Annotated in this window: 11 protein-coding genes; 7 read left to right on the plus strand and 4 right to left on the minus strand. The window is 69.7% G+C overall.

All coding sequences use genetic code 11. The features are described from left to right. Positions 1–3 precede the first annotated feature (3 nt). The 4 genes from AB3X08_RS17975 to AB3X08_RS17990 are packed head-to-tail and all read left to right on the plus strand — an operon-like array spanning position 4 to position 5,272. The gene (locus tag AB3X08_RS17975) at positions 4–1,293 is read left to right on the plus strand and encodes a D-tagatose-bisphosphate aldolase, class II, non-catalytic subunit (RefSeq protein ID WP_369934118.1); all 1,290 of its coding nucleotides are present in this window, start codon (positions 4–6) and stop codon (positions 1,291–1,293) included. Further along, positions 1,280–2,440: an SIS domain-containing protein gene (locus AB3X08_RS17980; protein WP_369934119.1), complete on the plus strand. Its 1,161-nt coding sequence runs from the start codon at positions 1,280–1,282 to the stop codon at positions 2,438–2,440. The genes AB3X08_RS17975 and AB3X08_RS17980 overlap by 14 nt, the downstream gene beginning before the upstream one ends. Then, positions 2,437–3,384: an N-acetylglucosamine kinase gene (locus AB3X08_RS17985; protein ID WP_369934120.1), complete on the plus strand. Its 948-nt coding sequence runs from the start codon at positions 2,437–2,439 to the stop codon at positions 3,382–3,384. Before AB3X08_RS17980 ends, AB3X08_RS17985 begins: the two co-directional genes overlap by 4 nt. Positions 3,385–3,427: 43 nt before the next feature. Further along, on the plus strand, positions 3,428–5,272 hold the full coding sequence (locus AB3X08_RS17990) for an NPCBM/NEW2 domain-containing protein (protein WP_369934121.1): 1,845 nt from the start codon (positions 3,428–3,430) through the stop codon (positions 5,270–5,272). Between the two features lie 87 nt (positions 5,273–5,359). On the opposite strand, the gene AB3X08_RS17995 is transcribed toward AB3X08_RS17990, so the two are convergent. After that, positions 5,360–5,917, minus strand: coding sequence for a DUF3228 family protein (locus AB3X08_RS17995; protein ID WP_369934122.1), 558 nt, complete (start codon positions 5,915–5,917; stop codon positions 5,360–5,362). Between the two features lie 306 nt (positions 5,918–6,223). Next, the gene (locus AB3X08_RS18000) at positions 6,224–7,144 is read right to left on the minus strand and encodes a M14 family metallopeptidase (RefSeq protein ID WP_369934123.1); all 921 of its coding nucleotides are present in this window, start codon (positions 7,142–7,144) and stop codon (positions 6,224–6,226) included. Between the two features lie 493 nt (positions 7,145–7,637). Here AB3X08_RS18000 and AB3X08_RS18005 point away from each other — a divergent pair, with 493 nt between their 5' ends. The 3 genes from AB3X08_RS18005 (at position 7,638) to AB3X08_RS18015 (ending at position 11,301) form a co-directional block, all read left to right on the plus strand. Continuing rightward, a complete protein-coding gene (locus AB3X08_RS18005) occupies positions 7,638–9,065 on the plus strand; it encodes an alpha-amylase family protein (RefSeq protein ID WP_369934124.1) in 1,428 nt (475 codons plus the stop codon). A gap of 340 nt (positions 9,066–9,405) precedes the next feature. After that, positions 9,406–10,230 (plus strand): methylenetetrahydrofolate reductase [NAD(P)H], encoded by an 825-nt coding sequence (metF, locus tag AB3X08_RS18010; RefSeq protein WP_369934125.1) that lies wholly within the window; start codon positions 9,406–9,408, stop codon positions 10,228–10,230. Between the two features lie 429 nt (positions 10,231–10,659). Further along, positions 10,660–11,301: a DUF4124 domain-containing protein gene (locus AB3X08_RS18015; RefSeq protein ID WP_369934126.1), complete on the plus strand. Its 642-nt coding sequence runs from the start codon at positions 10,660–10,662 to the stop codon at positions 11,299–11,301. Between the two features lie 602 nt (positions 11,302–11,903). Here AB3X08_RS18015 and AB3X08_RS18020 read toward each other — a convergent pair. Both AB3X08_RS18020 and AB3X08_RS18025 read right to left on the minus strand, forming a co-directional pair. Next, positions 11,904–12,866 (minus strand): Nudix family hydrolase, encoded by a 963-nt coding sequence (locus AB3X08_RS18020; RefSeq protein ID WP_369934128.1) that lies wholly within the window; start codon positions 12,864–12,866, stop codon positions 11,904–11,906. A 225-nt stretch (positions 12,867–13,091) separates the two neighbouring features. Beyond that, positions 13,092–13,475, minus strand: coding sequence for a VOC family protein (locus tag AB3X08_RS18025; protein ID WP_369934129.1), 384 nt, complete (start codon positions 13,473–13,475; stop codon positions 13,092–13,094). Positions 13,476–13,648 lie beyond the last annotated feature (173 nt).

Genomic DNA, 13,648 nt, shown 5'->3' on the forward strand with positions numbered 1-13,648 from the left:
TCCATGCACGCTCTGCTCGACCTGATCGCGCAGCATCGGCAAGGCCACGCCCTCGGCGTGACCTCGATCTGCTCGGCCCATCCCCTCGTCGTCGAAGCCGGATTGCGCCACGCACAGCGCCGCGGCCAGGCGCTGGTGCTGTTCGAGGCGACCTGCAACCAGGTCAACCAGGACGGCGGCTACACCGGCATGCGCCCGGCCGATTTCGTCGCCTTCGTCCACGCCATCGCCGACCGCGTCGGCGTCGCGCGCAACCGCATCGCGCTGGGCGGCGATCATCTCGGTCCCAACCCATGGACCGCACTGGACGCCGCTGCGGCGATGGACAAGGCCGAGACGATGGTGGCCGCCTACGTCGCCGCCGGCTTCCGCAAGATCCACCTGGATTGCTCGATGGCCTGCCGCGGCGATCCCGAGCCGCTGCCCGAAGCGGAGATCGTGCGTCGCGCGGTACGCCTGTGCCGCGCCGCCGAGGATGCCTGGGCGCAGGCCGGCGGCGAAGCGCCGGTGTACGTAATCGGCACCGAAGTGCCGGTGCCCGGCGGCGCCACCGAAAGCATCGACGGCCTGGCGCTGACCACGCCGCACGCCGCCCTGGCCACCATCGATGCGCACCGCGCCGCCTTCGCCGACGCCGGGCTGGGCGCCGCCTGGGAGCGGGTCATCGCCTCGGTGGTGCAACCGGGCGTGGAATTCGACCACCACGCGGTCATCGACTACGACAGCGGCAAGGCGCGCGCGCTAAGCCAGGCACTGACTGCAGTGCCGGGCATGGTGTACGAAGCGCACTCCACCGACTACCAGACGCGCGCCGCGCTGGACGCGCTGGTGCGCGACCACTTCGCCATCCTCAAGGTCGGCCCCGGCCTGAGCTTCGCCCTGCGCGAAGCGCTGTGGGCGCTGGACGCGATCGAACGCGAGTGGATCGACGCCGCGCAACGCGCGGACCTGCGTGAGATCACCGTGCGCCGCATGCAGGCCGCGCCCGGCCATTGGCAGCGCTACTACCACGGACAGGGCCGCGCGCTGGCCATCGACCTGCAATACAGCCTCAGCGACCGCATCCGCTACTACTGGCCGGACGCGCAGATCGAGCAGGCGTGCACGCGCCTGTTCGACAACCTGCGCGCCGATCCGCCGCCGCTGCCGCTCATCGGCCAATACCTGCCCCACGCCTTGCACGCCATCCGCACCGGGACCGCCACGCGCGATCCGCAGGCCCTGGTCATGGCCCACATCAGCGCCGTACTCGACGACTATCACCATGCATGCCATGCCCATGACCCCGCCTGATGCCCTCGGCATCGCCGAATCCGAACTGCATGCCAGCGGCGCGCTGTGGACCGCGCGCGAGATCGCGCAGCAACCGCGCATGCTCGAGCGCACCCACGCGCTGGTAGCCGAGCTGCACGCGCAGCTGCAGGCCTTCGCCGCGCCGATCGCCGACAACCCGCGGGCGCGGGTGATCCTCACCGGCGCCGGCACCTCGGCCTACATCGGCCAGTGCCTGGCGCCGCTGCTGGACCGCGTGCTGGCCGCGCGCGTGGACGCGGTGCCCACCACCGACATCGTCTGCGCGCCGCAGCTGTACCTGGATCCGGCGCAGCCGCTGCTGCTGGTGTCCTTCGGCCGCTCCGGCAACAGCCCCGAGAGCCTGGCCGCGGTGGAACTGGCCGAAACCCTGGTGACCGACGTGCGCCACCTGGTGGTGACCTGCAACCGCGACGGCGCGCTGGCGCGGGCGCCGGTGGCCGCGGCGATGACCCTGTTGCTGCCGCAGGAGACCCACGACGTCAGCTTCGCGATGACCTCCAGCTTCAGCTGCATGATGTACGCCACGCTCGCCGCGCTGCTGCCGGCCGGCGCGCTGGACGGCCGCATCGGGCCGATCGCGCGCGCCGTCGACGCGGTGCTGCTGCAGGCGCGCACGCTGCTGGAGACGCTGGCGCACGGCGGCTACGAGCGCGTCGTGTACCTGGGCAGCGGCCTGCTGCAGGGCCTGGCGCGCGAGGCCACGCTCAAGCTCGGCGAACTCAGCAACGGCGCCGTGGCCACCTGCTACGACTCGCCGCTGGGCTTTCGCCACGGGCCCAAGACCTTCGTCAATGCGCGCACCTTGGTGCTGGTGTTCGTGTCCAACGATCCCTACACCCGCCGCTACGACCACGACCTGCTCGACGAACTGCGCCGCGACGGCTGCGCCGCGCGGGTGATCGAGATCACCGCGCAACCGCGCCTGGGCCTGGACGCGGACACGCTGGCGGTGCCCGGCCTGCGCACCGCCGCGGACGCGGACCTGCTGTGGCCGTACATCGCCGCCGCGCAACTGTTCGCCTTCTTCAGCGCGCGCGCGCTGGGCGTATCGCCGGACAATCCGAACCCGTCGGGGATGGTCAACCGCGTCGTGCAGGGCGTGCGTCTGTACGCGTTGGACGCATGAGCGCAGCGCTCTATCTCGGCATCGACGGCGGCGGCAGCAAGACCCGCTTCGCCGCGATCGACGCGAGCGGCAGGTTGCTGGCCGAGGCGCAGCTGGGCACCACCTATCACCCGCAGGTGGGCCTGGACGGTGTGCGCGCGACCTTGGCCGAAGGCGTCGGCCAGCTGCTAGCGCAGTTGCAACGCACGCCGGCCGACGTGGCCCAGGCCTTCTTCGGCCTGCCCGCCTACGGCGAGGACAGCCGCGCCACCGCCGCGCTGCAGGACATCCCGGCGCAGGTGCTCGGCCACCACCGCTACGCCTGCGACAACGACATGGTGTGCGGCTGGGCCGGCTCGCTGGCCTGCGCCGACGGCATCAACGTCATCGCCGGTACCGGCTCGATGGGCTACGGCCGGCGCGGCGCCGCGGCCGCGCGCTGCGGCGGCTGGGGCGAGGCGTTTTCGGACGAAGGCTCCGCCTACTGGATCGCGATCCAGGGCTTGAACGCATTCTCGCGCATGAGCGACGGACGCCTGCCGCGCGGCCCGCTGCACGCGCTGCTGCGCGAACATTTCCAGTTGGGCGGGCACGACCTGGACATCTGCGCGCACGTCTATGGCGAGGGCGCCGGCAGCCGCGGCGACCTGGCCGCGCTGTCGCCGCTGGTCGCACGCGCGGCGCAGGCCGGCGACACGGTGGCCGCGGCGATCTTCGAACGCGCCGGCCAGGAACTGGCGGCGATCGCCGCCGCGTTGCGCGTCGCGCTCGGATTCGAGGCCGGCGAACCGGTGCCGGTGTCCTATTCGGGCGGCGCGTTCAGCGCAGGCGAGTTGTTGATGCATCCGTTCCGGCTGGCATTGCAGGCGAGCGACCGCGGCTTCGAACTGCGCGTCCCGTTGCACGCGCCGCACTACGGCGCTGCGCTGTATGCGCGGCAGCTGGCCATCAGCCCAACCCACTGACTCAATGCCGCGGGCGCCCGCCGCGTCCGCCGAGGACACGCCAATGCAACGCCTGCTGCTGGCCACCCTGCTCTGCATCGCCGCCGCGACCGCCAGCGCGGCGCAGCGCCACGACGACCTGCAACCCAGCGGCCGTTTCAGCGTCTACGGCCACGGCGCAGCGGCCACCCCGCCGATGGGCTGGAATCCCTGGAACGCCTTCCGCACCGAGGTCGATCAGGCGCGAATCCTGTCGGTGGTGGATGCCCTGCAGCGCCGCGGGCTGCAGCAGGCCGGCTACCGCTACATCAACATCGACGACGGCTGGTGGCTGCAGCGCCGCGCCGATGGCGAGATCCAGATCCGCACGCGCATGTTCCCCATCGCCCAGGCCGGCGCGGGACGCAGCGACTTCCGCGCCTGGACCGACCAGTTGCATGCCCGCGGCTTCAAGGCCGGCCTGTACACCGACGCCGGACGCAACGCGTGCTCGCAGGCGTTCGATCGCAGCAGCCCCAACCTGCCGATCGGCGACGTGGCCGAGCGCGAGATCGGCCTGCAGGGTTTCGAAGCCTCCGACCTGAAGACCATGTTCCAGGACTGGGGCTTCGACTACCTGAAAGTGGACGCCTGCGGCCTGGCCGATTTCGGCGCCGACAGCGTCCCGGTGCGCGAGTCCGGGCACCGCGCCGCGCGCCCGTTGATCGTGCGCGGCGATGCCGAACGCAGCGACCGCGACGCGGTGGAAACCCAGTACGCGCGCATCGGCCGGCTGCTGGCCGCGCTCAATCCCGACGACGACTACGTGCTTTCGCTCTGCCCCTGGGGCGAAGCAGGCGTGCGCGACTGGGGCGGCCGCCACGGCAACCTGTGGCGCACCAGCGCCGACATCGAGCCGACCTGGGCCAGCATGCTGCACAACTTCGATTCGGCCGCGCGGCGCGAGCTGTATGCCGGCCCGGGGCGCTGGAACGACCCGGACATGCTGGCGGTCGGCCTGGGCGATTTCGATGCTGCGCATCCGACCGAGGCGCGCACGCATTTCTCGCTGTGGGCGATGTTGGCGGCACCGCTGCTGCTGGGGTTCGATGTGACCCGCGCGCCCGACCCGCTGATCGCATTGCTGCGCAACCCCGAGGTGATCGCGGTGAACCAGGATCCGGCCGGCAACCAGGCCACACTGGTGGTCGATGCCGCGCCCGTGCAGGTGCTGGTCAAGCCGCTGGCGGCGCGCGGCGAACGCGCCGTGCTGCTGTTCAATCGCGGCGATGCGGCGGCGGTGGCGCAGGTCGATGCGCGGCAGATGAAACTGGCCGCCGGCAGCCGTTTCGCGGTGCGCGACCTGTGGCGCCGGCGCGACCTGCCGTCGCAGCAGGGCCCATTGCGCTACACCCTGGCCCCGCACGCCGCGGTGATGCTCAAGGTCAAAGGCGCGCCGGTCGACGCGGATGCCACGCTGCTGAGCGAGATGACCGGGCGCATCCACGTGGCCGCCGACGGCCTGCCGACCTATGCCACCACGCGCGACAGCGTCTCCGGCACGCCCCGCGCCGATGTCGCCCCCTCCGGCGCTGCGCTGCGGATCGCCGGAACCCCCTATGCCTATGGCATCGGCGCCCACGCCAATTCACGCCTGGAAGTTCTCACGCGCGGCGAATTTGCGCGCTTCAGCACGGCGCTCGGCGTGCAGGAAGCCGCTGCGCGCGACAGCCGCAGCGTCGTGTTCCGCATCTACGGCGACGCTCGGCTGCTGTACGCAAGCGCACCGGTGAGCGCCGGTGATCCGCCATTGCCGGTCACCCTACCCATCGACGGCGTCGGCGTTCTGGAGTTGGTCGCCATCGCCGACGCGACGCAGGCCGACGAGCTGCCGCCGGCCGTGGTGTGGGCGAATCCGGTGCTGCGCTGAGCGCAGCGCCCGCGCGGCCTTGCCTGCCGACGGAGGCGATGGCGGATCGCACGGCGGCCCAATACGATGCACTACTGCCGCAGCCGGCTACGGCCGCCAGTTCGCATTGCTCTCCCAGAACGTCACGCTGCGCCGGTAGGCGGCGCGGTCCAACGCCACGCCCGAGCCGCCCTCCTCCACGCCCAGCGCATTGCGCAGCATGGTGATCGGCGCCATCGGGATCTCCTGCGGCTCGGCGGTATAGAGACAACCAACCACGCCCCAGTCGGCCTCGATCGGCGCACCCTCGCGCGCCAACTGTTCGCGGCTGTAGAGGATCGGCAGCAGGTACGCGGCGACCGGCGGCTCGACGCCTTCGAACCAGCGCACCAGCACCGGCAATTCCTCCCTGCTGCGCGCTTCGTAACCGGAACGCAACAAGTGGCGATTGGCCTCGGTGATCGGCACGGTCAGGCAACGGGTGGACGTCCAGTTCGGATGCACGTGCAACTTGCAGAACGGCGCGTAGCCGTCCAGCACCCGCAGCGGCGTGGCGTCGTTGAGCTGGCGCTCGAACTGTTCCGGCGTGCAGTCCTGGATCGCGTTGCGGCGCGCGTCGCGCGGGAACAGGCGGGTGCGGGCGAAGGGGGTGAGGACGATGGACATGGCGGCTGCGGGCGCGAGGAGCGAGCTAGCGTAGCGCGCTCGGCAGGCGATGGACACAGCGGGCAATCGCATGCCTGCGCGGCGCAGGGGTGGCATGGGCCTGCTCGGCAATGCCTTTTTGCCGCGCTTCTGCTGGAGGGATTTCGACCCCGATGCTTTATCGGGAAGGCGTCGGGGCTGAAGCCCCTCCTACAGGGAACAGAAGACCATCATGGCGCAGCGGCGGACTTGGCATCGACCCGGGCCAGTGCTGCGCGGCGCGGCGCGCCATCCCGCGCGGAAACGCCACCACGCTGGCGGCACCGGTTACGGATGCGCCAACGCGTAGTCGATCGCGGCGCCAATCGCCGCCACCTGCGCGGCATTGCACTGCTCGGGCGTGGCCGTCGCGCTGTCCGGATAGACCTCGGTCGTCGTGGTGTAGCGCGCGTCGCTGATGCCTGCGCACAACCCCAGCTTCTTCACCGGGTAGTTGATGACGCCATGCGCCACCACCGGCGAGCCGATGATCTCGCCCTGGGCATCGGCCGGCGCGATATGGGTGACCTGCGCGACCGCGGCTACCACCGCCTGCTGGAACGCCGGCTGCGGATTGTCGCTGTTGCCGACCAGATAGAAACCGTCGGGAATGCCGCCGGGCACGTACGCGGCGCCGTCGCGCGCGGCCAGCGCCGGGCGGAATTCGGACTCGTCGCTGTCGGTGGTCTCGTGCAGGTCGATGTGCATCGCGATCCGCCCACGCAGCGGCGCGACCAGCCGCAACAGCGCTGCCGATTCCCGGGCCGGACTGTCGTTACGGAACGACCGGTTCGGATCGATGGCGTCCGCGTTCCAGCGATGGATCCGTTCGTAGGCCCACGGACTCACGCACGGCGCCACCAGCAGGTTGGCGCGCCCTGCGTATGCGTCCGCGTGGCGTTCGGCGAACTGCAGCGCGCCGTGCACGCCGCTGGTCTCGTAGCCATGCACGCCGCCGGTCACCAGCATGCACGGCAGCGTGTCGTCCCATCCGCGGCTGCGCAGCGCCAGCAGCGGATATCGCTCTTCGGCATACGTCAGCACGCCGTATTCGACGACATCCCAGGACCCGCGCAGGCGCTCGATCGTCGCCACGACATCGGCCTGGTAGCTGCGCTGCCGGCGCTGCCGCGCCAGCCAGGCCGCTTTTTCCGCTGGTCCCCATGGCGTGCCGGGCGTACCGATCGGATAGAAGGCGTCGAATGTCATGGTGCAGTCCGCGTGTCCAGATGATGCGGTGACTTTAGCATCGGAAAAACCCGGTCGCCTTGCGCAGCGCACTGCGGATCGGCGCGCGAGGCAACGCACGCGTGCGTTAACGGCCGTTTACGCTGCATCGACCGTGATCGCCGAGGAGCGCGCGTGCCGCCGGATGCACGCAACCGATCGCAGCTCCAAGCCTGCCGCGATTTCAACCCGACCCATCGGACAACAGCACAAGGCACTCAATGGACAGCGCGCAACCCTGTCCGCCTGCCTATGGACGCGTGCGGCGTCCTCCATGGCGCGCCGCCTGCACCACAGAACCGGATACCGATCCCGCTTTCGACCGGCACTGCAATGAATACGTATGTAGCGCACCCATGTTGCGCCGCGATGCGCGCTTAGCATCGCTCACCGCTGCACTCCCCGTGCCGCTGCCGGGAATACAGCCCACACGCAGGCGTTTGGCCTGCGCACTTCCAGCAAGGAGACCCATGTGATGCGCGACCTGTCCGCCGCTCCCATCGTCCCATCGCGCCCGCACCGCTGGCGCCTGTTCCTGGTCGGCCTGCTGCTGGCTCTGGTCACCGCCAGCGCCCAGGCCGATGTCATCCTGCATGCGTTCAACTGGCCCTATGCCACCGTGGAAGCGCGCGCGGCGCAGATCGCCGCCGCGGGATATCGCAAGGTGATGGTGGCGCCCGCCTATCGCTCGCAAGGCAGTGCCTGGTGGGCGCGCTACCAGCCACAGGACATGCGCGTGATCGACAACCCGCTGGGCGACACCGAAGACTTCGCCAGCATGGTGCAGGCGCTGGCCGATGTCGGCGTGGAAACCTATGCCGACGTGGTCCTCAACCACATGGCCAACGAAGCGGCGACGCGTTCGGACCTGAACTATCCGGGCAGCGCGGTGCTCTCGCAGTACGCCGCCGATCCGTCGCGTTACGCATCGCTGCGGCTGTTCGGCGACCTGTCGGTGAATTTCCTCGGCGCCGGCGACTTCGGCCCGGCGCAATGCATCACCGACTACACCGACGCCTACCAGGTCCGCACCTACCGCATCTGCGGCGGCGGCAGCGATCCGGGCCTGCCCGACCTGGTCGGCAACGACTGGGTGGTGCAGCAGGAACGCAACTACCTGCTGGCGTTGAAGGCGCTGGGCGTCACCGGCTTCCGCATCGACGCGGCCAAGCACATGACCTTCGACCACCTCAACCGCGTCCTGGATTCGGGCATCCGTTCCGGCGTGCACGTGTTCGGCGAAGTCATCACCGGCGGCGGCGCCGGCAATGCCGACTACGACCAGTTCCTCGCGCCCTACCTGCAGGCGACGCCGCATGCGGCCTACGATTTCCCGCTGTTCAACTCGATCCGCAACGCCTTCGCCTACGGCGGCAGCATGGACCTGCTGGTCGATCCGGGCGCCTATGGCCAGGCCCTGCCGGGCGAGCGCGCGGTGACCTTCGCGGTCACCCACGACATCCCGAACAATGCCGGCTTCCGCTACGCGATCCTCGACCCGGTCGACGAGACCCTGGCCTACGCCTATCTGCTCGGCCGCGACGGCGGCGTGCCGATGGTGTACTCGGACAACAACGAGAGCGGCGACAACCGCTGGGTGAACGCGTACCAGCGCGACGACCTCAAGCGCATGATCGGCTTCCACAATGCCGCGCAGGGCAGCGACATGCAGGTGCTGTCGCACGACGCCTGCCATCTGCTGTTCCGCCGCGGCGACCTGGGCATCGTCGGCATCAACAAGTGCGGCACCGCGGTCAGCGCCACGGTGGCGATGAGCGGCAGCGTGCTGCGCTGGAACGTGGACTATAGCGACGCGCTCGGCTCGGGCAGCGTGGTGCGCATTTCCAGCAGCAGCTACACCTTCAGCCTGCCGCCGCGGCAGGCGAGGATGTGGAAGCGCTGATCCTGGCGCGCCTTGCAGCCGTGCGGCGGCAACCGCTGCCGCACGGCTGCGATACAACCGGTGCTGCCGGTGAAGATCCCGGTTGGCGATTGCCGGTCGGCCTTCGCGACCAGTGGCGGTTCGCTTGCAGGCCTTGCACATCGAGCGCAGCCGCTCGCCTTCCGCGCTTGCCGCGGCCCGGTGGGCGGTGCGATTACGCGGATGCACGGCATTCCGACCCTCTCCGATGAGACAAGCGCGGGCTCGCGTGCCGGCCAGCGCACACCCGGGACCGCCATTTGATCGCACATCCATCCGGATGAAGAGATATACTCCGGCCATCACCTGACGCGCCGCGCCCATGACCGCCATCAGTTTCGAGTTCTACCCGCCCAAGTCCGACGAACAGCGTGCGCAGCTGGACCGCACCGCCGCGCGCCTGAAAAGCTACGCGCCGGAGTACGTGTCGTGCACCTTCGGCGCCGGCGGCTCGACGCTGAGCTACACCTCCGAGACGGTTCGCCATCTGAAGCAGCACCACGGCTTCGAAGCGGCGCCGCATCTGTCCTGCGTCGGCGGCAGCCGCGAAGAGATCCGCGAACTGCTCAAGCTGTATCGCGCGATCGGCTGCCGGCGCCTGGTCGCGCTGCGCGGCGATCTGCCCTCGGGCATGGGCCACCCCGGCGATCTGCGCTACGCCGCGGACCTGATCGCCTTCATCCGCGCCGAGCACGGCGACGCCTTCCATCTGGAGGTTGGCGCGTATCCGGAGACGCATCCGCAGGCCAGCGACGCGCTGAGCGACCTGCGCCACTTCAAGGCCAAGGTCGACGCCGGTGCCGATGGCGCGATCACCCAGTACTTCTACAACGCCGACGCGTATTTCCATTTCGTCGAGGAAGTGCGCAAGCTCGGCGTGCAGATCCCGATCGTGCCGGGGATCATGCCGATCTCCAATTTCAGCCAGCTGCGGCGGTTCTCCGAGCAGTGCGGCGCGGAGATCCCGCGCTGGATCGGCAAGCGCATGCAGGCGCTGGGCGACGATGCCGACGCCATCCGCGAGTTCGGCGCCGACCTGGTCGCGGCGCTGTGCCAACGCCTGCTCGCCGGCGGCGCGCCATCGCTGCACTTCTACACGCTCAACCTGGCCAAGCCCACTGTCAGCGTGCTGTCGCGCCTGGCGTGAGCGCCATAGCCCTCGTTGCGGACGCGATGGGATGGCAAAGGTGGGGAGGCAAGGACAAACGCCGGATAGCGCAATGCGTCGGGACTGAAGTCCCTCCCACAAAGACCTGCACATCGCCCGCCTCCTGTAGGAGCGGCTTCAGCCGCGACAGACGGGGCGGGAAACCTGGCTGGCATCGGGAGCCGACCGGTCGGGGCTGAAGCCCCTCCTACAAGGATCTTGGCGATCGCCCTTCCGTATCTTGTAGAGCGGCTTCAACCGCGACGAACGAAGCAATCATGCACACCGTGCTGGCGAAGGCTCAGGACCGATGCCCTCTCCCGCAGCAACCGCACTCACACGCCGCGCTCACGCTGCGGCCTGCATCTGCATCTGCACCTTCACCTAACGTAGCTTCCCACGCACCAGGCCTGCGGCTAGGCTGGCGCGATGCGCGTGCCCCCGTCGATTTTTCTGTTGCTCTGCCTGTGCGCCGCGCCCGCCGCCGCACAGAAAGTGAATCGCTGCACCGGTGCCGACGGCGCCACGGTGTTCAGCGATCGCCGTTGCGAAGACCTGGGCGCGATCGACCGTTTGCCGCCGCGTACCGCGCCCAGCGCGGGCAGCGAAGGCGGCAGCGGCCTGTACCGGCCGCAGTGCGTGCGCCGGCTCAGCGAACTGGCGCAGCAGATCCGCACCGCGGTGGACGCCCGCGACGTCAATCGCCTGTCCACGCTGTATTGGTGGAACGGCGTCTCGGACGAGGCGGCGCGGCGCATCCTCGACCGTCTCGATGCCATCGCCCAGCGGCCGCTGGTCGCGATCGTGCCGGTACTGCCGGAACCGGCGGCTTACCCGCCAGCCGCGCCCTCCGCGGCCGATGCCCTGGCCACTGCGCAACAGCGCACCTCCAACACCACGCCGGCGACAGTGCCGGCATCGACCGGTACCGCACCGGACGACAGCGCCACGCCGCCGCGCGCACGCGCCACCGGCCTGCGCCTGGAGCAGACCCTGAGCGGCAGCGCGACGCCGACCTCGACCATGCTGGGCCTGCGCCGGCAGTACAACTGCTTCTGGATCAGTTTCTAGCGCCTTTCCGACTCGGCGTTTTGCAGCCGCCATGCGTCGTGTGGATGCCCTCGGTCGCGCCAAGCCTCCTAGTTAACGCCCGGTCGCGACTGAAGAGCACCTCTAATAGCCCCCCAAAAGCATGTCGATGCACTTGCGAGACGCCGACACGCCCAGCTCGCAGGTTTCGGCATCGATACGTTCGAGATGCGACGGGCAAAGACGCATTGGCGGTAGACTCGGTGGCGTTGCGGCCGCGTTTTTCATGGACGCCTTGGCATCACGGCCACTTCGTCCTCCTGTCGCGGCTGAAGCCGCTCCTACAAGAGCAAGGCGCGCATGTGTAGGAGCGGCTTCAGCCGCGACAGAAAAAAAGGAACACGCCATCGCCACGTGCAGCGTGCAGCTTCAGGAATGGAGCTATTGGAGGTGCCCTGAAGTCGCTCCCACAACGGCAACGTCTCGATCGGAAGATGTTCTGCGCTGCTGCGGGCGCCCGCCTATCGCATGCATGAACTCATACATGCATGAAGCATGGCCGCGATCGACGAACGCTGCATCGCGAATGGCCCGCATCGCACAGAAGGCGGAAATCGACGGCGTCGTGCGACACCGCAGCCCGCTCAGGCAGCGTCCACGTCCAACGGCCACAGCCCACGGATCGCGGCGATCCCCTGGCCGCCATGGCGGCGCGCTTCGGCCACCTGCGCCGGCAGCAGGCCGCCGATGGGGTACATCGGCAGCGCCACTTCCTCGCGCAGGCGCTCGAACGCCTCCCACCCCAGCGGCGCGGCACCGGGATGGCTGGCGGTGGCGGCCAGCGGGCCGACCACCGCGAAATCGCAGCCCAGCCGCTGCGCCGCCTGCAGCTCTTCCACGCGATGGCAGGACGCGGCAACGCACTGCCCCGCCGGCAGCGGACGCGCGTCGAACTGCGCCAACTGCTCCGCGCCGAGGTGCACGCCGACACCCAATTCCTGCGCCAGGGCCAGATCGCGGTTGAGCAGCACCTGCGCGCCGCGCGCGACGCACAACGCCGCCGCGGCCCGCGCCAACGGTTGCCAGTGCGCGGCCGGCAGGCTGCGCGCGCGCAACTGCACGCGCTGCACGCCGCCTTGCAGCGCGCGCTCCAGCGAGGCCAGCCAGCGCTCGGGATCGATCGGCTCCGGCGTCACCAGATAGCGATCGGGCTGACGCAGCATCGCCACCACCGGCTGGTCGGCTGGCGGCATCGCATAGCGGCCCAGCTTGTCCGGCGCCACCCAGGTCAGCGCCTGGCCCTCGCGGCCGCGCGCAGTGCCCTTCCACGACAGCACCTGACGCATCTCCAGGCGCAGCCGCTTGTCCGGGTAGCGCTGCGGCACTTCCATCAGCTGCGCGCCGACCGTGGCCTCGATGCCCAGTTCTTCCTGCAGCTCGCGCACCAGGGCCTGCTCGGAGGTCTCGCCCGGCTCGCGCTTGCCGCCGGGGAACTCCCACAGGCCGGCGAGATCGCGCCCCTCGGTGCGCCGGGCCAACAAAATACGGCCGCGGGCATCGGTGATGACCCCGGCGACGACGTGAATGGATCTGAGCGGTTCGGACATGGCGCAAGCTTGCCGTCTTCGGCGGTGCCAACGCAATGAATCCGGTTCACATCGTCGGCGATCCGCGCTGCGCGGTAGCGATCCACACGCAGTCGGCCACCGGCGAAGCAGCCATCCGGGCGGCCCAGGACAATGACGAAACCGACCGCATGCGGCCATGCAAACGGACAACCCACAGCCGGTCGTGTCGGTGGCGCCGGCACCGCCCGGACGCCGCTTCCTCGCTTACCCAGGCAAGTCGTGCCCGATCCGCCACAGCACCCCGCCCGGATCGTGCAGAGTGAAGTCGCGCATGCCCCAGGGGCGGTCCTCCGGCTCACCGAGGCGTGCGCCAAAGCGGCCGGCCAGATCCGCGGCATCCAGCCGCCGCCACCAGGCATCGGCGTCCTCCACCCACAGATGCAGCATCAGGTTATGCGCCAGCGCCTGCTCGTAGGCATCCTGCAGCAGGAACGCACAGCGCTCGCCATGGCGAAAACAGACGAGCCCCTCGCCAAGCGGCTCCGGCACGAAGCCCACCTCGCGATAGAAAGCCACGGACAGCACAAAGTCGCGCGCCGGCACGAACACCTTCAATTCGAGACTGGCGGAAGGCTCCACGGCATGCATCCAACGGCAATGGCGACACCGGGCACCCTACTCGCGGGACGCGCGACACGCCACCGGGATGCTCCACCCGCGCTATCCCACATACACGAACGCCCCGCGCAAGGCGCGCGGGGAGGCCTTAGATACGAGGGTTCGACCAATCACCGCATCCCGCCTGGAGCAAAGCCTAGCCC

It is taken from the genome of Xanthomonas sp. DAR 34887 (assembly GCF_041245805.1).
Lineage (GTDB): Bacteria > Pseudomonadota > Gammaproteobacteria > Xanthomonadales > Xanthomonadaceae > Xanthomonas_A > Xanthomonas_A tesorieronis.

Coding starts and splice junctions, on each gene's coding strand:
- AB3X08_RS18020 (WP_369934128.1), bottom strand. CDS start 12,866: ATGTCCGAACCGCTCAGATCCATTCACGTCGTCGCCGGGGTCATCACC.
- AB3X08_RS18025 (WP_369934129.1), bottom strand. CDS start 13,475: ATGCATGCCGTGGAGCCTTCCGCCAGTCTCGAATTGAAGGTGTTCGTG.
- AB3X08_RS18005 (WP_369934124.1), top strand. CDS start 7,638: ATGCGCGACCTGTCCGCCGCTCCCATCGTCCCATCGCGCCCGCACCGC.
- AB3X08_RS17975 (WP_369934118.1), top strand. CDS start 4: ATGCACGCTCTGCTCGACCTGATCGCGCAGCATCGGCAAGGCCACGCC.
- AB3X08_RS18015 (WP_369934126.1), top strand. CDS start 10,660: ATGCGCGTGCCCCCGTCGATTTTTCTGTTGCTCTGCCTGTGCGCCGCG.
- AB3X08_RS17980 (WP_369934119.1), top strand. CDS start 1,280: ATGACCCCGCCTGATGCCCTCGGCATCGCCGAATCCGAACTGCATGCC.
- metF (WP_369934125.1), top strand. CDS start 9,406: ATGACCGCCATCAGTTTCGAGTTCTACCCGCCCAAGTCCGACGAACAG.
- AB3X08_RS17985 (WP_369934120.1), top strand. CDS start 2,437: ATGAGCGCAGCGCTCTATCTCGGCATCGACGGCGGCGGCAGCAAGACC.
- AB3X08_RS17995 (WP_369934122.1), bottom strand. CDS start 5,917: ATGTCCATCGTCCTCACCCCCTTCGCCCGCACCCGCCTGTTCCCGCGC.
- AB3X08_RS17990 (WP_369934121.1), top strand. CDS start 3,428: ATGCAACGCCTGCTGCTGGCCACCCTGCTCTGCATCGCCGCCGCGACC.
- AB3X08_RS18000 (WP_369934123.1), bottom strand. CDS start 7,144: ATGACATTCGACGCCTTCTATCCGATCGGTACGCCCGGCACGCCATGG.